At 73.4% G+C, this 22,539-nt stretch carries 16 protein-coding genes, 1 tRNA gene and 1 riboswitch; of the genes, 3 read left to right on the forward strand and 14 right to left on the reverse strand.

Features of this window, described 5'->3' with window-relative positions; translation table 11 throughout:
* Positions 1 to 69: 69 nt before the first annotated feature.
* From ACIO5E_RS31605 to ACIO5E_RS31615, 3 genes are read right to left on the reverse strand one after another with little or no spacing between them, the layout of a single operon-like run.
* Positions 70 to 2,619 carry a rhomboid family intramembrane serine protease gene (locus ACIO5E_RS31605; protein WP_400674457.1) on the reverse strand — a complete coding sequence of 850 codons (2,550 nt, stop codon included), beginning with the start codon at positions 2,617 to 2,619 and terminating at the stop codon, positions 70 to 72.
* Positions 2,616 to 3,941: an alpha/beta hydrolase gene (locus tag ACIO5E_RS31610; RefSeq protein ID WP_400674459.1), complete on the reverse strand. Its 1,326-nt coding sequence runs from the start codon at positions 3,939 to 3,941 to the stop codon at positions 2,616 to 2,618. The genes ACIO5E_RS31605 and ACIO5E_RS31610 overlap by 4 nt, the downstream gene beginning before the upstream one ends.
* Positions 3,938 to 4,582 carry a class F sortase gene (locus ACIO5E_RS31615; protein ID WP_400674461.1) on the reverse strand — a complete coding sequence of 215 codons (645 nt, stop codon included), beginning with the start codon at positions 4,580 to 4,582 and terminating at the stop codon, positions 3,938 to 3,940. The genes ACIO5E_RS31610 and ACIO5E_RS31615 overlap by 4 nt, the downstream gene beginning before the upstream one ends.
* A gap of 403 nt (positions 4,583 to 4,985) precedes the next feature.
* Between ACIO5E_RS31615 and ACIO5E_RS31620 the strand changes: the two genes are divergently transcribed.
* Complete coding sequence (locus ACIO5E_RS31620) at positions 4,986 to 6,302, forward strand: hypothetical protein (RefSeq protein ID WP_400674463.1); 1,317 nt, start codon at positions 4,986 to 4,988, stop codon at positions 6,300 to 6,302.
* 3 nt (positions 6,303 to 6,305) lie between these two features.
* On the opposite strand, the gene ACIO5E_RS31625 is transcribed toward ACIO5E_RS31620, so the two are convergent.
* Both ACIO5E_RS31625 and ACIO5E_RS31630 read right to left on the reverse strand, forming a co-directional pair.
* Entirely contained in the window at positions 6,306 to 7,742 is a 1,437-nt protein-coding gene (locus ACIO5E_RS31625) for an MFS transporter (RefSeq protein ID WP_400674466.1), read from the reverse strand.
* An 83-nt stretch (positions 7,743 to 7,825) separates the two neighbouring features.
* On the reverse strand, positions 7,826 to 8,140 hold the full coding sequence (locus ACIO5E_RS31630) for a DMT family transporter (RefSeq protein ID WP_400674469.1): 315 nt from the start codon (positions 8,138 to 8,140) through the stop codon (positions 7,826 to 7,828).
* Positions 8,141 to 8,184: 44 nt separating this feature from the next.
* Positions 8,185 to 8,250, reverse strand: a riboswitch (guanidine-III (ykkC-III) riboswitch).
* An 85-nt stretch (positions 8,251 to 8,335) separates the two neighbouring features.
* Here ACIO5E_RS31630 and ACIO5E_RS31635 point away from each other — a divergent pair.
* Positions 8,336 to 8,407 (forward strand) — tRNA-Cys (locus ACIO5E_RS31635).
* A 98-nt stretch (positions 8,408 to 8,505) separates the two neighbouring features.
* Here the strand turns inward: ACIO5E_RS31635 and ACIO5E_RS31640 are convergent.
* From ACIO5E_RS31640 to ACIO5E_RS31665, 6 genes are all read right to left on the reverse strand, one after another.
* The gene (locus ACIO5E_RS31640) at positions 8,506 to 10,833 is read right to left on the reverse strand and encodes a xanthine dehydrogenase family protein molybdopterin-binding subunit (RefSeq protein ID WP_400674472.1); all 2,328 of its coding nucleotides are present in this window, start codon (positions 10,831 to 10,833) and stop codon (positions 8,506 to 8,508) included.
* Positions 10,830 to 11,984: a 2Fe-2S iron-sulfur cluster-binding protein gene (locus ACIO5E_RS31645; protein ID WP_400674474.1), complete on the reverse strand. Its 1,155-nt coding sequence runs from the start codon at positions 11,982 to 11,984 to the stop codon at positions 10,830 to 10,832. Before ACIO5E_RS31645 ends, ACIO5E_RS31640 begins: the two co-directional genes overlap by 4 nt.
* Positions 11,981 to 12,847: an FAD binding domain-containing protein gene (locus ACIO5E_RS31650; RefSeq protein WP_280680193.1), complete on the reverse strand. Its 867-nt coding sequence runs from the start codon at positions 12,845 to 12,847 to the stop codon at positions 11,981 to 11,983. The genes ACIO5E_RS31645 and ACIO5E_RS31650 overlap by 4 nt, the downstream gene beginning before the upstream one ends.
* Positions 12,848 to 13,157: 310 nt before the next feature.
* Complete coding sequence (locus ACIO5E_RS31655) at positions 13,158 to 14,768, reverse strand: beta-N-acetylhexosaminidase (protein ID WP_400674477.1); 1,611 nt, start codon at positions 14,766 to 14,768, stop codon at positions 13,158 to 13,160.
* Positions 14,769 to 14,882: 114 nt separating this feature from the next.
* The gene (locus ACIO5E_RS31660; protein WP_280680118.1) at positions 14,883 to 15,164 is read right to left on the reverse strand and encodes a DUF3039 domain-containing protein; all 282 of its coding nucleotides are present in this window, start codon (positions 15,162 to 15,164) and stop codon (positions 14,883 to 14,885) included.
* Between the two features lie 61 nt (positions 15,165 to 15,225).
* On the reverse strand, positions 15,226 to 15,819 hold the full coding sequence (locus ACIO5E_RS31665) for a YqgE/AlgH family protein (protein ID WP_400674480.1): 594 nt from the start codon (positions 15,817 to 15,819) through the stop codon (positions 15,226 to 15,228).
* A 292-nt stretch (positions 15,820 to 16,111) separates the two neighbouring features.
* On the opposite strand from ACIO5E_RS31665, the gene murA reads away from it, so the two are divergent.
* On the forward strand, positions 16,112 to 17,452 hold the full coding sequence (gene murA / locus ACIO5E_RS31670) for a UDP-N-acetylglucosamine 1-carboxyvinyltransferase (RefSeq protein ID WP_400674483.1): 1,341 nt from the start codon (positions 16,112 to 16,114) through the stop codon (positions 17,450 to 17,452).
* 73 nt (positions 17,453 to 17,525) lie between these two features.
* Here the strand turns inward: murA and ACIO5E_RS31675 are convergent, their stop codons facing one another.
* The 3 genes from ACIO5E_RS31675 to ACIO5E_RS31685 all read right to left on the reverse strand — a co-directional run bounded on the left by ACIO5E_RS31675 (position 17,526) and on the right by ACIO5E_RS31685 (position 22,413).
* Positions 17,526 to 17,804: an HU family DNA-binding protein gene (locus ACIO5E_RS31675; protein ID WP_280680124.1), complete on the reverse strand. Its 279-nt coding sequence runs from the start codon at positions 17,802 to 17,804 to the stop codon at positions 17,526 to 17,528.
* Between the two features lie 509 nt (positions 17,805 to 18,313).
* A complete protein-coding gene (locus ACIO5E_RS31680) occupies positions 18,314 to 19,786 on the reverse strand; it encodes an NAD-dependent malic enzyme (protein ID WP_280680126.1) in 1,473 nt (490 codons plus the stop codon).
* A gap of 323 nt (positions 19,787 to 20,109) precedes the next feature.
* Positions 20,110 to 22,413 carry a HelD family protein gene (locus ACIO5E_RS31685; RefSeq protein WP_400674486.1) on the reverse strand — a complete coding sequence of 768 codons (2,304 nt, stop codon included), beginning with the start codon at positions 22,411 to 22,413 and terminating at the stop codon, positions 20,110 to 20,112.
* Positions 22,414 to 22,539: the final 126 nt, after the last annotated feature.

A 22,539-nucleotide genomic window follows, 5' to 3' on the forward strand; every position in this document is an offset into this window, starting at 1 on the left:
CGGAGGCGCCCCCGCGCTTCCGGCCGCCCCCGGGTCCGGGGCCTGGGTGCCCGTCCGGCGCCGCCGCCCTCAGCCCGACAGCCTGCGCATCAGCCGGACGCCCTGCGCCGGCGTCAGGTGCGGCAGGTACGCCTTGCCGATCGCCCTGGTGATGCTGGGCAGCGCGGCGGGGTCGGGGTACGCCATGTACATCGGCCGGTACTCCGGCTGGAACTTCGCCTTGAACGCGAGCAGCGAGCGGAAGCCGTACACCGGCTCCAGCACCCGGCCCATCCAGTCCAGCATCCGCTGCAGGCCGGTGGGCTCCTCGTCCTGCCCGGAACGGGCCAGCGGCGCGCCCGAGAGCGACAGGAAGCGCGCGCCCTCCTCCTTGAAGCCCAGCGCGGCCGAGGCGATCAGGAACTCGTTGACGCCGCGGAAGCCGTCCGAGCGCCGGCGCATGAAGTCCAGCGTCCAGCCGACCGGCACGCCGTCCTCGTACACCGGCATCCAGCTGGTCAGCCCGTGCACGACGCGCTGCTCGTCCACCGCGATCAGCACCCGGACGTCCGGGTCGTCCAGCTCCTCCAGCCCGCCGAGCGTGAAGCCCATCTCGGGCAGGCCCTTCTCGGAGACCCACTCCTCGGAGATCGCCCGGATCTGGTCCCGCAGCGCGAGCGGCGCCTCGTGGTAGGCCCACCACTCGGCGGTGATGCCCTGCTTGCCGGCCTTGTTGAGCGCCGTCCGGATGTCCTGCCACTTGCGGCCGGTGAAGGCCAGCTCGGGCAGCGCGACCACGGTGTCCTCGGCGACCTGCACCGAGCGCCAGCCGAGCTGCCCGGCGGCGGCCCTGGTCTGCGGGGAGACGCTGTAGAAGCACGGCGTCCAGCCCCGCGCGTCGCAGTACCGGGCGAAGCCGGCCACCGCCCCGGTCCGGGCCTCCGGCGCGCCGAACGGGTCGCCGGTGGTCAGCGCCACGGTGCCCAGCACCCGGTAGGCGACCGCCGCCCGGCCCTCCTCGTCGAACCAGTAGTGGTTGCCGTCCCAGGTGGTGATGAACGACAGCGTCCCGCCGCCGTGCGCGGTGAGCAGCGCCCTGGCCCGGGCGGCCGCCGCCGCGTCGGTGTGCACCACCGGCCGGCGGAAGGCGAGCAGCAGCGCGCTCAGCGCGACCACCCAGAACGCCAGCCCGCAGTACGTCTCCAGGAAGAGCGCCACCGGGCCGACCGCGATCGGGTAGTCCGGCGTCAGGTCGTTGTACGCGGGCGGCAGGAACTGCGCCGGCAGCCCGTGCAGCAGCCTGCGGAAGGTCGCCCCGGGCTCGAACTGGTCGGCCGCGAGGACGCCGAGCCCGGTGTACGCGGCGGAGGCGGCCAGCGCGGCGCCGCCGGTCAGCGCCGCCAGCCGGCGCACCGACCGGCCGGACAGCCGCAGCCGGAACCGCTGGCGGTTGGCCAGCAGCAGGCCGATGGTCAGCAGCGGCAGCAGCAGCGCCTCGACGAAGTACTGGACCACGTCGCCGCCGACCGGGCCGGAGCCGAGGTACAGCCAGCACAGCAGCCCCGCCCAGAGCAGCTCGGTGGCGATGGTGACCCGCCAGGCGAGCCGCAGCCCCCGGCGCAGCCCCTCGGCCAGGACCAGCAGCAGTGCCGGGAAGACCGCGGCCATCAGGCGGCCCGGGGTGTCGAAGATCCGCTCCACGGCGTGCGCGCGGGCGCAGTCGTGCGCCGAGACCGAGCAGAGGTCGGCCACCTCGTCCGGGCTGAGCCGGTGCGAGAAGTACAGCTCGGAGAAGGTGTTGAACGGCCCGCTGGCGTTGTCGTACAGCGAGGCGATCAGCGGCCCGAGGGCGGCGGCGACCAGGCAGACCGCCACCAGCACCCGGGTCTCGGAGTGCGAGGAGCGGTGGGTGCGCAGCCGCAGCCGGCCCCGGCCGAGCAGCGCGCCGACGCCCAGCCCGACGAGCGCGGCGGCGCACCGCTGGACGCTCTGCAGGTGGCCCACGTAGAGGGTCATGACCAGCGGAACGAGCAGCACCAGCAGGTGCAGTCGGCGGCGCCAGAGCACGGTCAGCCGGTAGCCGAGCACCCCGGCCAGGGTGAACAGGCCGATGGCGGGGCCGACGGCGGTCTGGTCGGCCACCGAGGCGGTCCACTGCTCGCCGACCCGGGAGCCGACCGCGACCAGCCCGGCGCCGAACAGGGTGCCCGCCAGCTGCCCGCCGACCAGCACCGCGAGCGTGCGCACCCGCCCGAGCCGGTGCTCGGCGGCCGGGCCGACCAGGAGCAGCAGCAGGCTGGTGAACACGTACGAGCCCGCGCCGGAGCACCAGAACAGCGAGGTGAACGGCGTCCACCATCGGCCCTCGGCGAGGGTGGGCAGGCCGACCCCGACCCGGTCGAGCAGCCGCTCCGACGGCCCGTGGGCCAGGCTGCCGGTGGCCGCGCCGAGCGCCCAGAGCCCGGCCAGCAGCACCAGCGTCAGCGGCGCCGAGCGCAGCCACCCGCCCAGTGCCCGGGCCGCCCGGCGGGCCCGCTGCGGGCCCGGCTCCGGCGTCCGGGTGACCGGGCCGCGGTCCGGCCCGTCCGCCTCCTGTTGGCGCTCGCCGGCGACGGCGAGCGCGGTGCCGACGCCGATCACCTGATCAGCCCGGTCTGCTGGGCGAGCCAGGGGATCTGCTGGACGATGCCGGGGCGGAACACGACCCAGCCGTGGTCGCCCGGCATCAGCTCGAACTTGACCTTCATCCCGGCCGCCTTCACGGACTTGTAGACCTCCTCCATCTGCGGCCGGAACTCGGTGTCGTTCTTGCCGACCACCATGGCGACGGCGGTGTCCGGGAACTGCTTGCGGGCCATCACCTGGACCGGGTCTACGGCGTCGAACTTCGCCTCGTCCCCGTCGTAGGCCGCGTTGACGGTGTCGGCCCGGGTGCCCAGGGTGGGCTCCAGCTGCCCGGACATGTCGAGCACGGTGCCGAAGACGTCGGGAGCGTTGACGCCGAGCTGGAGCGCGCAGGTGCCGCCCATCGAGGCGCCGCCCACGGCCCAGGACTTCCGACCCTGGGCGGTCTGCAGGTTCTGGTGGATCCAGTCGGGGACGTCCTCGGCCAGATAGGTGTGCACCTTGGCGATCTTGGAGTCCAGGCAGAGCGTGTTGGCCCAGGTCGAGCCCAGCTGATCCGGCATCACCACTATCGGGGCGAGGCCCCCGTGCTTCTGCGCGAAGGCGTCCAGCGCCTCGTTCACCTGACCGGCGAGCACCCAGTCCCCCGGGGTCCCGGGCTGGCCGCTGATCAGCATGACCACCGGCAGCTGCGGGCGCGGGTTGGCCTGGTAGGCGGGCGGGAGGTAGACGTACGCGTCGCGGGCCTCGAAGCCGGACTTGGTCCCGGGGATCGGCACCACCGAGACGGTGCCCTTGTCCGGCAGGTCCGCCGGGGGCTTCCAGACTTCGGAGAGCACCTTGTCCGCCGGGGCGGCGGCCGTCCGCGCGACCTTGGGAGGGATGCCCTCCTCGGTCTTGGTCAGCCACGGCGCGAGCATGACCCGGCCGCTCGGGAACTGCCCGAAGCCGATGTTGACCTCGGAGGCGGCCATCAGCAGCACCAGCGAGCTCAGCCCGAGCACGAACGCCTTGCGCCGCCAGACCAGCCGGCGCATTCGCCAGCCGGCCAGGCAGAAGCCGAGCAGGGCGACGGCGATCCACCAGGTGACGTACTCGGGCGTGCCCTCGGGGAAGGGGTGCCACCAGCCGTCGACCACGACATCGAGCAGCAGGCTCAGGGCCGCCGCGGTGAACAGGGCGGCGGGCAGCCGGAAGCGCCACCAGCTCCGGCTCCGGCCGACGGCGAGCGCGAGCAGCGCGACCCAGCCGACGACGTACACGGCGTACGGAATCGGGCCGTGGGTGAGCGGCCAGTCGATCGGGTTCCAGCGGGTGGCGAGGTTCAGCGTGGTCATGCGGGTTTACCCGGCCGGGTGGTGTCGGCCAGGAAGCCGTAGGCGACGACGTTGCCCTCGTAGCCGTGCTCGTCGCTGTACGCGCCGCCGCAGGTGATGACCCGCAGCTGTGCGTCGGCGGCCTGGCGGTACACCCGGTCGTCCGGGAAGTCCTTTCGGTCGTGCACTTCGATGGCGTACAGCTGGTAGACGGCGACGGCGCCGTCCGCGCGGGCGATCTCGATCCGGTCGCCGCGGCGCAGTGCCCCCAGATGGTAGAAGACGGCCGGGCCTGCCTTGTTGTCGACGTGTCCGGCCAGGATGGCGGTGCCGCGCTGCCCGGGGCTGGCCCCGCCGCGGTACCAGCCCGCCAGGTTGCGGTCCGCCTCGGGCGGGGCCAGGAGGTGGCCGCCGGAGTCGAGGCCGAGCGTGGTGACCGGGGCGTCCAGCCGGACGGCCGGGATGCGGATCCGGGTGGGGGCGGACGGGCCGAGCGGCGGAACGACGGAGACCGGGGCGAAGCCGGACAGGGCCTGCGCGACGCCGGGGACGGGCGGCAGCGCGCCCGGTCCGCCGTCGTGCAGCAGCCAGGCGCCGAGCACCAGCGCGGCACCGGCCGCCAGGGTGCCCGGCCAGGGGCCCCTGCTCTGCTGGACGCCCACGGGCGCTCCCCTCTGCCGACGGATTCCCGATCCTGGGAGTTCCCTGGGAACAATTCAATCCGATCGGACCCTAAAGCACGTCCATACGATGGTCGTACCGACACCCGCCGATCGGCAGGGCCACCGGTCCGATCACTGCGCCGAGTGGGTGCCTCGTGACAGAACGCGACGGCCGGGTCCCAGGCGTCGAAGCCGCCCGCACACCTCGGCATGAGCTTCGACGGCGGACAAGGTCGATCCGGTTGCGTCAATCGAGCGATCGATTACGACCATCGGTAGAGCCTCTCCGACCGATCGAGCCCACATGCCATGCTGACCCGGTCACGGGTTATATCACCCCACTCGTCCGACCGGACTTTCGCATGCCTGTACGCCTGCCGAACGCCTCATGAACGGAGTGACCATGGACGCTCTCTCCCGCCGAACCCTGCTGGCCGCCGGAGCGGCCACCGCCGCCACCCTGGCGGCCGGCTGCGGCAGCAACAGCGTCGGCGGCGGAGTGCGGGCGACCGGCGCCGGCATCCCTGCCGCCGTCCCCACCAGCGACGCGGCCACCACCCGGAGCGGCACCCCCGCACCCGCCCCCAAGCCGCAGGCCGCCCTGATCGGCGACGGCTCCACCTCCGACACCGGCGCCCAGCCCCACCAGCCCGTCCCCGAACGCCTCAAGGCCGGCGAGCGCCCGCCGCAGTTCGTGGTCTTCTCCTGGGACGGCGCCGGCGAGCTCGACAACGGCCTGTTCGCCCGCTTCCGCCGGCTGGCGCGGGAGCACAACGCGTCGATGACCTTCTTCCTCAGTGGCCTCTACCTGCTGCCCGAGTCCAAGAAGGACCTCTACCGCCCCCCGCAGCACAAGGTCGGCGCCTCCGAGATCGGCTACCTGAGCGACCAGCACATCCACGACACCCTGGAGAACGTGCACGCGGCCTGGCTGGAGGGCCACGAGATCGGCACCCACTTCAACGGCCACTTCTGCGGCTCCACCGGCGTCGGCAAGTGGTCCCCGGAGGAGTGGGACAGCGAGATCCAGCAGGCGATGGACTTCGTGACCAACTGGCGGACCAACACCGGCTTCACCGACCTGCCCGCGCTGCCCTTCGACTACCGCAAGGAGCTGATCGGCAGCCGCACCCCCTGCCTGGAGGGCCAGCGCAACCTGCTGCCCACCGCCGTCAAGCGCGGCTGGCGCTACGACAGCAGCGGCAACGGCACCCAGGTGTGGCCGCAGAAGATCCAGGGCGGCGCGCTCTGGGACCTCCCGCTGCAGTCCATCCCCTTCCCCGGGCACACCTTCCAGGTGCTGTCGATGGACTACAACATCATGTACAACCAGTGCGGCCCCAACACCAAGGCCGATCCGGCGCTCTACCCGGGCTTCCAGACCCAGGCCCGCGACTCCTACCTGATGGGCTTCGACCGCACGTACAACAGCAACCGCGCGCCGTACATCATCGGCAACCACTTCGAGGAGTGGAACGGCGGCATCTACATGAACGCCGTCGAGGAGGCGCTGACGAGCATCGCGGGCAAGCCCGAGGTCCGGCTGGTCTCGTTCCGCCAGCTGGTGGACTGGCTGGACGCCCAGGACCCGGCGGTGCTGCGCAAGCTGCAGAGCCTCGCCCCGGGCCAGTCGCCGGCAGGCGGCTGGGGGAGCTTCCTCGGCACCCCGGCGCCGCCGCCGGTGCCCTCCGCCGGCGCGTCCGCCTCCGCCGTCGGCTGACCGTCAGGCCTTGCGGACCCGGCCGGAGACCAGCGCGCCCAGCAGGGCCACCCCGGTCATGGTCAGGAAGATCACCGCGAAGGCGCCGGTCGAGCCGGCCCCCTCGACGCCCTCGTGGGCGGCGGCCACCGAGCCGCCGCCCAGCGCCGCGAAGAGCACCCCGGACAGGCCGACCAGCAGCACGTTGCCCAGCGCGTCGCTCATCTGCAGCGAGGCCGAGTTGGCCCCGGCGTCCTCCGGCGTGGACAGCTTCATCATCAGGACGCTGACGCTCGCGACCGTCAGCCCCATCCCGATCCCGCCGACGCCCCAGGCCACCGCCGCCGCCCAGGCCGGCACCGCCGGGACCAGCACCAGCGCGGCGCCCGCGATCGCCACCGCGGTCAGCACGAACCCGCCCCGGATCATCGCCTCGCGGTAGCGCTCGGCCCCAGGCCTCCCCTGCAACCACGAGCCCAGCGCCCAGGACAGGCCGCCGCTGGTCAGGGTGAGCCCGGCCAGCGTCGGCGACAGGCCGCGCTGGGTGACCATCATCAGCGGGATGAACGCCTCGGCCGCGAAGAACGCCCCCGCGGCCACCCCGCGCAGCAGGATCACCGTGGGCAGCCCGCGCCCGGCCCGCAGCGTCCCGGCGGGCAGCAGCCCCAGCACGGCGGGCAGCAGCAGCGCCGCCCCGGCCGCCGCCGGGAGCAGCCCGATCAGGTCCAGCCGCTGGCCCGCGTACTGCAGCAGGCCGGCCCCGAGCGCCGCCATCGCGGCCAGCACGGTGCGCCGGCGGTCGAAGTCCGCGCCCTTGAGCACCGGGTGGTCCCGCTCGGAGCGGGCCAGCGCCGGGCCCATCACCGCCAGCGGCAGCAGGATCAGCACCGGGACGGCCAGGAACACCCAGCGCCAGCCCAGGTGCTGGGTGATCGCCCCGGAGACCACCGGGCCGACGATCGAGGGCAGCACCCAGGCCGAGGAGAAGGCCGCGAACACCGCCGGGCGCAGCCGCTCCGGGTAGGCCCGGCCGACCACCACGTACAGTGCGACGATCACCAGTCCGCCGCCCAGGCCCTGGATCGCCCGCCCGGCCACGAACACCCACATCCCCGGCGCCGTCCCGGCCACCACCAGGCCCATGCCGAAGACCGCGATGCCGGTGAACAGCGGCTGGAGCGGGCCGCGCCGGTCGCACCACTGGCCGGAGACGACCAGGGCGAACAGCGTGGTGGTGAAGTAGCCGGAGAAGGCGAAGGCGTACAGCCCGATGCCGTCCAGCTGACGGGCCGCCACCGGCATCGCGGTGTTGACGGCCGTCGCCTCGAAGGCGAGCAGCAGGACCACCGAGACGATCCCCAGCGTCAGCGCCCGGTAGCGGCCGCTGAGCACCCCGCCGCCGGGGTCGTCATCGAGGGGTATCGGCGCGGAGTCGACCGAGGTGGGGGAGGCAGTGGTCATGGGTGACATCGTAAGGGCCGTCTGCCTCCGTGACCCCTGACCGGAGTCGGTGATCAGCTAGGTCTCAGGACCTAGGCCCGAGATCAGTGCAGCACCTTCAGGCCGACCACGCCGGAGACGATGAGCAGCAGGCAGCCGATCCGGGCCGCCGTCACCGCGTCCCCCAGGACGGCCATGCCGTAGAGCGCGGTGCCGACCGCGCCGATGCCGACCCACACCGCGTAGCCGGTGCCGATCGGAATGGTGCGCATCGCGTACGCCAGCCCGCCCATGCTCAGCAGCAGGGCGACGCCGAAGACGAGGCTGGGGACGAGCCGGGAAAAGCCCTTGGACGACTCCAGGGCCACCGCCCACACGGTCTCCAGGACACCCGAGATGATCAGAACGAGCCAAGCCATGACGGCCGCACCTCCGCAGTCCACAGCGGCCGGATTGCCGCTGAACTGCGCCGTCTTGTCGTCACCGGGTACGACGCGCTCGTCCGGGGTGGCCGGACACCGGCCACCTGGCTCCGACGGTAACACAGGTTGCCATACAGAATTTACATTCCGCCGTTGACGACCCCCCGCGGATTCCGCCACTATGAATTCACTGGCCGTGTGCCCGAGTGGCTTAGGGAACCGTCTGCAAAGCGGTGTACACGGGTTCGATTCCCGTCATGGCCTCGTTGGAAAAAGGAATTGCCGGTCGACATTCCGTCGACCGGCAATTCCTTTTCAGGCGTTTCCGGGGCGGTCGGCGCGAAGCCGACCGCCCCGGTCCGTCAGACCGCGACCGCGTCCTCCGGCCGGATCGGCAGCCGGCCGACCGACAGTCCGGTGGCGGCCCGGACGGCGGCGGCGACGGCCGCCGGGGCGACCACCGCGGGGACGGCGCTGACCGCCTTGGCGCCGAAGGTGGCGACCACGTCCCGCTCCTCCAGCAGGGCGGCGATCCGCACCTCCGGGGTGTCCAGGGCGGTGGGCAGCCGGTAGCCGGTGAACGAGGGGTTCTGCAGCACGCCGCCCTCGGTGCGCAGGTCCTCCAGCAGGGCCAGGCCGACACCCTGGGCCACGCCCGCCTCGATCCGGTCCTCGATCTGTCGCGGGTTCAGCGCCCGGCCGACGTCCTGGGCGACCGTCATCTCGACCACCCGGACGGCGCCCAGCTCGATGTCCACGTCCACCACCGCGCGCATCGCGCAGAACGCGATGGACACGAAGGCGTCGCCCTGCCCGGACTCGTCCAGCGGCTCGGTGGGGTGCGGGCGGCACTGCGCGGTCGCCCAGAGCTCCTTGCCCTCCAGCGCCTCGGCGACCGGCATGCCGAGCACCCCGTCGTACGAGGTGATCTTGCCGTCGGCGATCTGCAGCAGTTCCACCGACATCCCGAAGTTGGCGGCGATCGGCTGCAGCAGCTGGTGGCGCACCATCAGCGCGGCGCGCTCGACCGCGCCGCCGGAGACCCAGGTGTGCCGGCCGCGGGCGGAGGGCCCGGCGATCGACTGGTCGCTGTCGGCCGGCGCGATGTACACCTCGCTGACGCCCAGCACGGTCTGCACGATCTGCCGGGCCAGCGTGGCGAAGCCCTGTCCGGAGTCGACGGCCGCGCAGATCACCGTGGCGTGGTCGCCGCTGACCCGCACGGTGGCCGTGGAGACCTCGTCCTCGCCCTCGGCGCCGAGCATGTGCACCATGCCGACGGCGTAGCCGATCCCGCGCCGCACCGCCGCCGGGTCGCCGGCGCCGCCGGGCCCGCCCGGCAGCAGCCACTCGGCGTCCGGGTCGTCCACCGGCAGGGCCGGCAGCGGCTCGGCCGCGACGGCGTCCAGCAGCGCGCCCACCGGCGCCGGGCAGGTGACGGCCTGTCCGGTGGGCATCGGGTCGCCGGTGGCCATCGCGTTGCGGCGGCGGATCTCCACCGGGTCCACGCCGATCCGGGCGGCCAGCTGGTCCAGCTGCGACTCGTAGGCGAAGCAGGCCTGCAGTGCGCCCTCGCCGCGCATCCGCCCGGCCGGCGGGTTGTTGGTGCGCACCGCCCAGGCGTCCACGAAGACGTTCGGGCAGACGTACGGGCCGACCGAGAAGGCGGTGGCGGCGGCCAGCGCCTCGGCGGAGACGTCCGCGTACGCGCCGCCGTCCAGCAGGATCTGCGCCTCGACCTTCACCAGGGTGCCCTCGGCATCGGCGTGGTGGCGGTAGCGCAGGAGCGCGGGGTGGCGCGAGGTGTGGGTCTGGAAGGACTCCTCGCGGGTGAGGGTCATCTTCACCGGGCGACCGGTGCGCAGCGCCAGCAGCGCCAGGGTGACCTGGAAGGAGAGGTCCTCGCGGTCGGTGGTCGCGCCGGGCACGCCGGTGACCACCAGCCGGACCCGGTCGGGCTCCAGGCCGAGGCAGGCGGCGGTGCGGTCGCGGTCCCCGTGCGGATCGGTGGAGGACAGGTGCAGTTCGACGCCGCCGTCCGGGCGCGGCACGGCCAGCCCGGCCTCGGCGCCGAGCGGGGCCGGGTCCTGCCGGCCGACCTGGTAGAGGCCCTCGACGACGATCTCGCCGACCGCGTCCGGGTCCCCGGTGCGCAGCGGCAGGTGGCGGAACAGGTTGCCGTCCGGGTGCAGCGCCGGGGCGGTGAAGGCCTGCTCGGGGTCGGTGACGGCCTCCAGCGGCTCGTAGTCGACCGCGATCAGGCCGACCGCCAGCCGGGCGGTGTCGGGGTGGTCGGCGGCCACCGCGGCGATCGGCTCGCCGTGGTGGCGCACCACGCCCGCGGCCAGCACCGGCCGGTCGGCGACGATCGGCCCGGCCGGGGCGCCGTCCGGGCCGCCGTCCGGGCCGGGCGGCAGGTCCGCGGCGGTGACCACGGCGTGCACGCCGGGCAGCGCGAGCGCGGCCGAGGTGTCGATGCCCCGGATCCGGGCGTGCGGGTGCGGCGAGCGCAGCACCGCGCCCCAGAGCAGCCCTTCGGCCCACAGGTCGGCCGCGTACGGGTAGATGCCGAGCGCCTTGGGCAGCGCGTCGCTGCGCAGCGGTGAGCTGCCCAGGCCGAACGGCTCCGGTGCGCCGCCCTCGCCGCCGTCCTGCTGGAGTGCTGCGCCGATGTCGGTAGGCGACGTCATGATGCGTGGTCGTCCTCGGGGAGCCGGATGCCGTGAGCGGGGGTGGCGCCGTACGGAACGCCGGCCGGGGCGGCGCCCTCGGCCGGGGCGCCGTGCGGGGGCGTGGCGACGTACGGCGTGCCGTGCGGGGGCGTGCCGTCGAAGGCGGTGCCCGGCAGGGGCGTGCCGTGCGCGGGGGTGGGCTGGTAGACCGGGGCGTCGTCGTACCCGGTGTCGTAGCCGCTCTGCTGCGGGTAGCCGCCGGGCACGTAGGTGCCGTGGGCGGGGGTGCCCTGGTACGGCTGCTCGGGGTAGCCCTGCGGCGGGTAGTACACCTGGTCGTCGGCGGTCTGGGCGGGGATGCCCTGGACCGGCGTCAGGACGGCGGTGTCGTACACGCCGCTGTCGTAGCCGCCCGGCCCGTCGCCGTACGGCTCCCCGGCGCCCGCCGGGGTCTGCTCGGCGGGCGGCTGCGGGACGTGCTCGATCCAGGCGTCGGCGTCGGTGTAGACCGGCGGTTCGACGGCGGCTGCGGGTTCGGCGGCCGGCTCCTCGGCGGGGCGGTCGGCGGCGGGCTGGTCGACGGCCGCGGCCTGCTCGGCGGTCTCCTCCGCCTCCTCGGCGTCCGCGGCGCGCCCGTCCGCGATGCTCTGGACGGCGGCCAGCACACCCCGGTAGCCGGTGCAGCGGCAGAGGTTGCCGCAGAGCGCCTGGCGGGCCTCGACCTCGGTCGGGCGGTGGTTGCGCTGGAGCAGGTCGTGCACGGCCATCGCCATGCCGGGGGTGCAGTAGCCGCACTGCACCGCGCCGGACTCGGCCAGCGCCTGCTGGACGTCGCTCGCGCCGCCGGCGGCCGACAGGCCCTCGACGGTGTTGATCTCGCTGTCGGCGGCCAGGGCGGCGGGCACCAGGCAGCCGGCCACCAGCTGGCCGTCCACCTGCACCGAGCAGGCCCCGCACTCGCCCTGCTCGCAGCCGTCCTTGGCGCCGGCCAGGCCGAGCCGCTCGCGCAGCACGTAGAGCAGGCTCTCGCCGATCCAGGCGTCGGTGACGGGCCGTTCGAAACCGTTGACCCGCAAGGTGTACGAGGCGCACGGGCGCAGCTCGCGGCTGACCTGCGGGGTGAGGCCGAGCGGGTCGGCGTCGAGGGTCTCGTTGGGGTCTGTGGTCACTTCAGCGCCCTTCCCAGTGCCCGTCGGGCCAGCACCGATACGGTACGCCGCAGCCGAACGGCGGCCGCGCTCGGCCCCTCGGTCACGGCCTCCCAGGCGCCTTCGGCGCCGTAGCTGTCGGGGACGCACGCGGCGGCCACGTACTCGCCGAAGGCGGCGGTCGCGGCCGGGTCGATCTCCCTGCTGCCGTCCCAGTCGATGCAGCCGGCCACCCAGGCCTCGGCCTCCAGCGGGCGCAGCGGCACCGGGGCGACGGCGCCGACCGCGCAGCGCACGGCGCGCCGGGCGGGGTCGAGGACCAGCGCGACGGAGGCGGTGGCGCGGGCCGGGCCGCTGCGGCCGGTGGCCTTGAGGAAGACCTGCGGGGCGTGCAGCAGCGGGACGCGCACCCAGGTGAGCAGTTCGCCGGGGCGCACCGGGTCGAGGCCGGTGAGCAGGTGACTGACCGGCACCTCCCGGCTGGCGCCGGCCCGGGCGAGGGTGACGCTGGCCTCCAGGGCGGTGAGCACCGGGAGGGTGTCGCCGGCCGGGGCGGCGGTGACGATGTTGCCGCCGAGGGTGCCGACGTTGCGCACCTGCGGCGGGCCGGCCGTGCGGGCGGCGTCCGCGAGCGCGGGGATCAGCGCGGCGAAGTCGGGGCGGTCCATCCGGGCGTGGGTGAGTCCGGCGCCGAGGACGGCGGTGCCGCCGTCCTCGTAGCGCCAGCCGCGCAGTTCGGTGATCCGGCCGAGGCCGACCAGGGCGGCGGGGCGCAGCCGCCCGGCGTTGACGGCCTCCATCAGGTCGGTGGCTCCGGCCACCGGTACCGCGGCCGGGGTGGCGGCCAGCGCGTCGACGGCCTCGTCGAGGGAGGCCGGCAGCATGATCGTCCGGTTCACCTGGGTCCCACCGTGCTCCACTTGCTCATCGATCGCCTGCCGCCCGCGGCCTTCGGCCGTGGTGTCCGCGTCAGCAGCCCGGCCTGGCCCGTAGGGTACGGGCGATCGGGCCGGGTTGGGCAACTCTGGCACACAATGCTCGATGATCATTTCGGGGTCGGTGAACGGGACTGCCCGATTGGGACGGATACCGGGCGGTATCTGCCCCAACCCGAATCGGGCCAGGGCAGATGTTCATCTGTTCTTGACGTCGGATGACCACTCAGAAGTTCCCGGGGCGTGACAACCGCCGCGCTCAGCGCACCGGCGGCGGGCCCTCGATCGGCCGGCCGGCCACGCCGGGCCGGCGCTGCCAGGGGTGCGGACCGCCGGCCGGGCGGTACTCGACACCGAGCGCGTCCAGCACCTTCAGGTGCGTCTCCAGCCGGCGCTCGAAGCCCGCGTAGTCGCGCTCGGCCGGCTCGGTGGGCAGGTCGGACCAGGCGACCTCGGCGAAGGCCACCAACCGGGGGAAGGCCCGGTAGTCGATGTCGCGGGCGCTGTCCATGAACTCGCTCCACAGGTTGGCCTGGGTGCCGATCACGTGCCGGGCGGCGGTCTCGTCCAGCTGCCCGGGCACCGGCTCGAAGCGGTAGACGTCCTCCAGCGTGCGCACGAAGCCGACCGGGATCGGCTCGTCGGGGCCGTCGGCCTGCCGGTGGTCGAAGTAGACGTGCTGCTCGGGGCACATCACCACGTCGTGCCCGGCCTCGGCGGCGGCCATCCCGCCGCCGAACCCACGCCAGGAGGAGACGGCCGCGCCCGGGGCCAGGCCGCCCTCCAGGATCTCGTCCCAGCCGATCAGCCGGCGGCCGCGCTCGGCCAGCCAGCGGTCGAAGTGCCGGATCACGAAGCTCTGCAGCTCGTCCTCGTTGGCCAGGCCGAGCTCGCGGATCCGCGCCTGGGCGGCCGCGCTGTCCTTCCACTGCTCCTTGGGGCACTCGTCGCCGCCGAGGTGGATGAACTCGGACGGGAAGAGCTCCAGGACCTCCTCCAGCACCCCCTCGAAGAAGCGCAGGGTGCCCTCGGAGGCGTTGAGCACGTTGTGGCTCACCCCCCAGTCCGTCCAGACGCCGAGCGCGGCGGTGTCCACCACGTCGGTGTTGCCCAGCTCGGGGTAGGCGGCGACGGCGGCCTGGGTGTGCCCGGGCAGGTCGACCTCCGGGACGACGGTGACCCCGCGCGCGGCCGCGTAGGCGACGATCTCGCGCAGGTCGTCCTGGGTGTAGTAGCCGCCGTGCGGGCGGTCGTCGCGGCGCTGGCCGGCCCGGTAGCCGACCATCGAGCGGTCCCGCCAGGCGCCGCGCTCGGTCAGGCCCGGGTAGCGCTTGATCTCCACCCGCCAGCCCTGGTCGTCGGTCAGGTGCAGGTGCAGCACGTTGAGCTTGTGCGCGGCCAGCAGGTCGACGAAGCGCAGCACGTCCGACTTGGGCAGGAAGTGCCGGGCGACGTCGAGCAGCGCGCCGCGCCAGCCGAACCGGGGGGCGTCCGCGATGTCCGCGCCGGGCAGCACCCAGCCGGTGCGGCGCAGCGGGGAGCGGCGGTAGGCGTCCGGGCCGAGCAGCTGCCGCAGGGTCTGCGCGCCCCACAGCGCACCGGCCGGCCCGCCGGCGGCGATCAGGGCGTGGCCGGGGCGCACCGCGATCCGGTACGCCTCGGCGGCCAGCGCGTCGTCCTGGACCAGCTCGACGCCCGCACCCGGCCGGCCCGGGCCGAACGGCAGCCCGGTGGCCGCGGCCAGCGCGGTGCGCAGCCACCGCTCGGCGTCGGCCAGCCCGGGCGGCGCGGTCAGCGTGGTGGTGGCGTCGAGGGGGAAGTCCTCGTCCGGGCGGCGGACGGCACTCGAAGGCACGGGAATGAGGTCCATTCCGACATCCTGCCCCCGCCCTGGACGACTGGCATAGACCACTTCGGAAACGCGGCAGCATGCAAAACGGCGCTGTGCACAACGACGCCGGGCACCCGCGCGGAGCGGCCGGTGCTACTTGTTGCCGTTGTCGTCCCCGCCCTGCGGCTTGCCGATGCCGTCGTAGATCTCCTTGCACATCGGGCAGACCGGGTACTTCTTCGGGTCGCGCCCGGGCACCCACACCTTGCCGCAGAGCGCCACCACGGGCGATCCGGAGAGCGCGCTCTCCATGATCTTGTCCTTCTGGACGTAGTGCGCGAAGCGCTCGTGGTCGCCGTCCCCGTGGGACACCTGCGGGACGGGCTCGACCAGGGTGCCGGTGCCGAGGCCGCGCTCGGGCTCAAGAGTGCTCATAGGTGCCAAGTCTATGGGCGCCCCGCGAAACCCGGCCAGTGTCGCGCCGACGGGCCGTGCGTCAGTTCAGCGTCGGGTCGTCCGGGTAGGTCGCCAGCAGCGCGAGCGGGCCGCGCTGGCGGCGCAGCACCGAGCGCCACAGCCGCTCCGGCTCCGGGCTGGAGATGTCCCCCGGCTCGCAGTCCACCAGGTACCAGGCGCCGCTCTCCAGCTCCGTCTCCAGCTGGCCGGGCGACCAGCCGGCGTACCCGGCGAAGATCCGCAGCCCGCCCAGCTCGCCGGCCAGCACCTCGGGCGGCGCCTCCAGGTCCACCAGGCCGATCGCGCCGTGCACCCGCCGCCAGCCGAGCGGCTCGCCGGTGCCCGGCTCCCCCGGCGCCACGGCGAGGCCGAGCGCCGAGTCCAGCGCCACCGGCCCGCCCTGGAACACCACGGCGGGCTGCCCGACCAGCCGGCCCCAGCCGTCCAGCACGCTGCCCACCTCGACCGGCGTCGGCCGGTTGAGGACCACGCCGAGCGCCCCCTCGGCGTCGTGATCGAGGAGCAGCACCACCGCCCGGGCGAAGTTCGGATCGGTGAGCAGGGGCGTCGCGACGAGCAGACGGCCGGTGTGGGACCGTCCTGCGTGCGAATGGGCCGCCGTCATGCCACACATGATCCCGCAGAACGGCCGGGGTCGGACACCGCAACGCTCGAAACCATCACGCCCGACGAACACCCGTACGGACCATCCGGCGGGCGGGACCGGACCCGGAGAGAGCACCATCACGGGAGAGGCTCACGGGAACCATCGGCACGCCCACTACCATCTACGGATGGTGGACGCCCTTTCTACGGTGCCGACTCGGTTTCGCCGGGGGCCCGAACGCGCCCGTACCAACCGGTCCACCACCGGCTCTCTACCGGAGCCCCTTCCCACTCCTCTGGCACCCCGGATTGCGAGAACGATGACCGACGACGTCCTGCTGGTCCACGGCGGAAACCCGCTCGAAGGCGAGATCCGCGTCCGCGGTGCGAAGAACCTGGTGCCCAAGGCCATGGTCGCCGCCCTCCTCGGCCAGGGCCCCAGCAGACTGCGCAACGTCCCGGACATCCGCGACGTCAAGGTGGTCCGCGGCCTGCTCCAGCTGCACGGGGTCACCGTGCGCACGGGCGACGAGGACGGCGAGCTGATCCTCGACCCGTCCCACGTGGAGAGTGCGAACGTCGCTGACATCGACGCGCACGCCGGCTCCTCGCGGATCCCGATCCTGTTCTGCGGCCCCCTGCTGCACCGCCTCGGCCACGCCTTCATCCCGGGCCTGGGCGGCTGCGACATCGGCGGCCGCCCGGTCGACTTCCACTTCGAGGTGCTGCGCCAGTTCGGCGCCACCATCGAGAAGCACCCGCAGGGCACCTACCTGGTCGCCCAGCAGCGTCTGCGCGGCACCAGGATCGAGCTGCCCTACCCCTCGGTCGGTGCGACCGAGCAGGTGCTGCTCACCGCCGTCCTCGCCGAGGGCGTCACCGAGCTGCGCAACGCGGCCATCGAGCCGGAGATCGTCGACCTGATCTGCGTGCTGCAGAAGATGGGCGCGATCATCACGCTGGGCACCGACCGGACCATCCTGATCACCGGCGTCGACGAGCTGGGCGGCTACACCCACCGCGCGCTGCCGGACCGCCTGGAGGCCGCCTCCTGGGCCTGCGCGGCGCTCGCCACCAAGGGCGACATCTACGTCCGCGGCGCCCGCCAGCTGGAGATGATGACCTTCCTGAACACCTTCCGGAAGGTCGGCGGCGCCTTCGAGGTGGAGGACGAGGGCATCCGCTTCTGGCACCCGGGCGGCGAGCTCAAGGCGATCGCCCTGGAGACCGACGTGCACCCGGGCTTCCAGACGGACTGGCAGCAGCCGCTGGTGGTCGCGCTGACCCAGGCCACCGGGCTGTCCATCGTCCACGAGACGGTGTACGAGTCGCGGCTCGGCTTCACCGGCGCGCTCAACCAGATGGGTGCGCACATCCAGCTGTACCGCGAGTGCCTGGGCGCCACCCCGTGCCGCTTCGGCGCGCGCAACTTCCTGCACTCGGCGGTCGTCTCCGGCCCGTCCAAGCTGATGGGCGCCGAGCTGGTCATCCCGGACCTGCGCGGCGGCTTCTCGTACCTGATCGCGGCGCTGGCGGCCGAGGGCACCTCGACCGTGCACGGCATCGACCTGATCAACCGCGGCTACGAGAACTTCATGGAGAAGCTGCGCGACCTGGGCGCCCACGTCGAGCTGCCGTCCGAGCAGCTGGTCGACGCCTGATCACCGGGCCGGAAAACCGAGAGGCCGGGCTCCCCAGCGGGGAGCCCGGCCTCTCGGGCGTTCAAGGGGTGGTTCAGCCCTTGGCGGCTTCCTTGAGCTTGGAGCCGGCGCTCACCTTGGCGCTGTAGCCGGCCGCGATCTGGATCGGCTCACCGGTCTGCGGGTTGCGGGCGGTGCGGGCGGCACGGTGGGTGCGCTCGAAGGTCAGGAAACCGGGGATGGTGACCTTCTCGTCGCCCTTGGCGACGACCTCGCCGACGATCTCGGCGAAGGCGGCCAGAACGGCGTCGGCGTCCTTGCGGGTCACCTCGGCGCGCTCGGACAGCGCGGCCACCAGCTCACTGCGGTTCATGTGTACTCCTGTGGTCTGTTCGCTTGCGGTGTGCGGGGGCCCATCGGTACTCCCACCGGGGGGCACCCGGATGGGCCGCAGGTCCGCACACTGTGCTCATGCAGGCATTGCGTGGTCGCAGGCCGGGTCCGTACCCGATGCCGCGCGCCGGTGCCGTCGAAGGCCCGTCCGCCTGCCTGGATACGAATCCTGCCCCGACCGGCCCCGAGAAAGCCAATCGGGCCCCGGCCACGACACCCGAACAAAGCCCGCCCGTTGGAGGTGTGACGCTCCGTCGGCTCCGGCGGACCGGGCGCGGGCGGCGGTCGGGAGGACGCGCCGGAAGACCAGGGGGACGTTCCGTACTTGTCGGACACGCCTGCCCCGTGCAGGGCTACCGTACGCCCTAGGCACGACAAGCCCAAACACGCCCCTCGCCCTTGTGTCGCAAGGGTTCGGGGCGGACTTGGGCGGGCATGTCCGCTATTCGGACATTTGACCGACCGGCGACACGCCGGCGACCGGGCCGGTCAGAGCTTGACGGTGGGGAAGGAGGACGCGTCGAGCGTGCCGACGATGCCCGGGGTCGGACGGGCCGGCTCCGTGTTCTCCTGGACGCCGGCCAGCGCCGCCTCGCGCACCGCCGAGGCCACCGTCTTGGCGACGTCCTTGTGGAAGACGCTCGGGATGATGTAGTTGGCGTTCAGCTCGTCGTCGCCGACGGTGGTGGCCAGCGCCCGGGCGGCGGCGATCATCATCTCGGTGTTGACGGTCCGGCTCTGGGCGTCCAGCAGGCCGCGGAAGACACCCGGGAAGACCAGCACGTTGTTGATCTGGTTGGGGAAGTCGCTGCGGCCGGTGGCGACCACGGCGGCGGTCTGCCGGGCGATGGCCGGGTCGACCTCCGGGTCCGGGTTGGCCAGCGCGAAGACGATCGAGTCCTCGGCCATGGTGGCCAGGTCGTCGCCGTCCAGGACGTTCGGGGCCGAGACGCCGATGAAGACGTCGGCGCCCGCCACGGCCTCCTTGAGGCTGCCGGTGCGGCCCGAGCGGTTGGTGTGCTCGGCGATCCAGCGCAGGCTCTCGTTGAGGTCCTCCCGGCCCTGGTGGACCACGCCGCGCACGTCCGCCACGGTGGCGTGCTCGACGCCGGCCGCCAGCAGCAGCTTGAGGATCGCGGTACCGGCGGCGCCGGCACCCGACATCACCACCCGGATGTCGCCGATCTCCTTGCCGACCACCTTGAGCGCGTTGGTGAGGGCGGCCAGCACCACGATCGCGGTACCGTGCTGGTCGTCGTGGAAGACCGGGATGTCCAGGGCCTCGCGCAGCCGGGCCTCGATCTCGAAGCAGCGCGGCGCGGAGATGTCCTCCAGGTTGATGCCCGCGAAGCCGGGGGCGATCGCCTTGACGATGGCCACGATCTCGTCGCTGTCCTGGGTGTCCAGGCAGATCGGCCAGGCGTCGATCCCGGCGAAGCGCTTGAACAGGGCCGCCTTGCCCTCCATGACCGGCAGCGCGGCGGCCGGGCCGATGTTGCCCAGGCCCAGCACCGCCGAGCCGTCGGTGACCACGGCGACGCTGTTGCGCTTGATCGTGAGGCGGCGGGCGTCCTCGGGGTTCTCGGCGATCGCCATGCAGACCCGGGCGACGCCCGGGGTGTAGATCATGCTGAGGTCGTCACGGTTGCGGATCGGCAGCTTGGACGACATCTCGATCTTGCCGCCGAGGTGCATCAGGAAGGTGCGGTCCGAGACCTTGCCGATCGACACGCCGTCGATCGCCCGCAGCTTCTCGACGATCTCCTCACCGTGCGCGACCGAGGAGGCCGCGACCGTGACGTCGATCCGCAGCGCCTCCAGGCCGGAGGCGGTGACGTCGAGACCGGTCACCGAACCGCCGGAGGACTCCACGGCCGTGGTGATCGCACTGACGGCGTTGCCCCGGGCCGGGACCTCCAGCCGCACCGTGATCGAGTTGGAGACACTGGGCACCGTCGCCATCGACGCTTCCTTCTTCCGTCCGTGCGGCAGGTTCAACGTTTTGTTGAAGGCATCGCCTGCGCATGCTAGACCTCGATCGTCGCACCTTCCAAGGGGTAGCCAGAAATAACGTTCATTGAGTGTGCGGATCCGACAACTTCTTGCCTCTCCGGGCCGATGCGTTACATTGGACGGGACACCGGCTCGATCCAAGCCCCCGGGCCCAACCTTCGTCCCTTCGAGGGACCACTTGCCGCGAGGCGAGCATGGCGGGTCGGTGTCACTAACGTCTGAAGGCCCCTCACCAAGCGGTGGGGGGCCTTCTTCGTGTCGCGGACCGGCCGTCAGCCGTGCAGCAGCGCGGGCACGCCCGCCGCGTCCGGCAGGTCGTCCGGGCCGGACAGCACGGTCAGCCGCTGGGTCGCCCGGGTCAGCGCCACGTACAGCACCCGCAGGCCGGCCTCCGACTCGCCGGCGATGCCGGTCGGATCGGCCACCACGGTCGCGTCGTACTCCAGGCCCTTGGCCTCCAGGCTGCCCAGCGCCACCACCCGCTCGCCCAGGCCCTCGGTCCAGCCGGCCGCCTCGGCCCGGCGGTCCATCGGCACCACGATCGCCACCGTGCCGTCCACCTCGGTCAGCAGCCGCTCCAGCTCGGTCCGGGCCGCCGCGCCGAAGGCCTCCGGCGCGGGATCGGTGACGGCCGCGAAGCGCGGCTCGACGCCGACCCGGCGCACCGCGCTCGGCGACGGGGTGCCCGGCGCGGCCAGCGCCAGCACCTTGGCCGCGACCTCGGCGATCTCGGCCGGGTTGCGGTAGTTGACGGTCAGCGTGAAGCGGCGGCGCGGCTTGCCCGACAGCACCTCGTCCAGCGCGGCCTGGGCCTCCTGCGGGAACGGCCAGGAGGACTGCGCCGGGTCGCCGACGATCGTCCAGGTCGCCATCCGGGCCCGGCGGCCGATCATCCGCCACTGCATCGGGGTGAGGTCCTGCGCCTCATCCACGATCACGTGCGCGTACTCGGTGCGCTCCACCGGCACCCGCTCGCGCTGGCGGGAGCTGCGGTCGGCGAAGGTGGTGACCTCCTCCAGCCCGCTCAGCAGGTCCACCGCGTCCACCTCGCGCACCTTCGGCCGGGCCGCCTCGCCGAGCAGCACCTGGAGCTCGTCCACCAGCGCGACGTCGTGCGCGGACAGCGCGCCCTCGCCCCGGTGGGACAGGTGGCGCCAGGAGGCGGCCAGCAGCCTCGCCTCGTCCGGGGCGACGGCGCGGCGGGCGATCCGGTTGGTGTGCCGGTGCTGCTTGAGCGTGGCGAGCACCCGGCGCGGGGTGAGCGCGGGCCACCAGGCGTCCAGGAAGTCCAGGAACGGCGCCTCGTCCGAGACGTACTCGTCGAAGGACTCCTTCTCCTCCTGGCGCTGCTCGCGGGCGTAGTGGTCGGCGGGCTTCGGCAGGTGCCGGGTGGCCTCCTGCCACAGGGCGTCCAGCAGCAGCCTGCGGGCCCGCGGGCGCAGCAGGTTCAGCGGGGTGCCGCCGGAGCCGATCACGTTGCCGCGGACGGCCTTGAGGCGGGCCGCGTCCAGCTTGAGCACCTCGCCGCGGGCGACCACCTTCAGCTCCTGCGGCGCGCCCAGCTCCAGCGCGGCCCGGGCGGCCCGGCGCAGCAGCTGCACCATCCGGGCCGAGCCCTTGACCCGCGACGCCTCCGGGCTGTCGTAGGTGCCCGCCTCGATGCCGTCCACCAGCGAGCCGACCGCGCGGATGGCGACCTGGCCCTCCTCGCCGAGCGAGGGCAGCACGCCCTCGGTGTAGGAGACCAGCAGCGGGGTCGGCGAGACCACCAGGATGCCCCCGGCGTAGCGGCGGCGGTCCTGGTACAGCAGGTACGCGGCGCGGTGCAGGGCCACGGCGGTCTTGCCGGTGCCCGGGCCGCCGGTGACGAGCGTGGCGCCGGCGGCGGCCGCGCGGATCACCTCGTCCTGCTCCTTCTGGATGGAGGAGACGATGTCGCGCATCGAGTGGCTGCGGGCGCGGCCGAGCGAGGCCATCAGCGCACCGTCGCCGACCACGGCCAGCTCCCGGCCGTTCAGGGTCGGGGTCAGGTCGGGGCGCAGCAGGTCGTCCTCGACGCCGACCACCCGGCGCCCCTTGGAGCGGATCACCCGGCGGCGGATCACCCGGCCCGGCTCGACCGGGGTGGCGCGGTAGAACGGCGCGGCGGCGGGCGCCCGCCAGTCGATCACCAGCGGGCCGTACTCGGCGTCCAGCACACCGAGGCGACCGATGTGCAGGGTCTCGGCGACGGCCGGGTCGGCCGGGTCGAGCGGGGTGTCGGAGGGAATGCCGTGCTCCTCCGGGGCGTCCGCCCGCTGGAGGTCGATCCGGCCGAACAGGAAGTCCTCGAACTCGTTGTTCAGGCGCTGGAGGTGCGCACCGGCCCGGTAGACCTGGGCGTCCCGCTCGGCGAGTGCGCCGGGGGTGCCGACGTGAACCCGCTTGGCGGCGTCCTCCAGGATGTACTCGGCCTCGGCGAGCTTCTCCTCCAGCCGGTGGTAGACGGTGTCGAGGTGCTGCTGCTCACCGGCGATCTCGCGTTCGCGTACGGTCTCGTGGTCGGTGGCGGCGGTGGTGTCCGTGTTGCTCTGCATGGCCTCGGTGGTAGCGACGGAATCCGGCTCCGGAAAACGAGCGGACGGATGATCCTACGCCCCGGCCGGTGCCGCGCGCCGCATCGGGACGGCGTCGGAGACGCATCGGAGCCGCATCGAAACGGA

The sequence above is a fragment of the Kitasatospora sp. NPDC087314 genome, from assembly GCF_044744365.1.
GTDB lineage: Bacteria > Actinomycetota > Actinomycetes > Streptomycetales > Streptomycetaceae > Kitasatospora.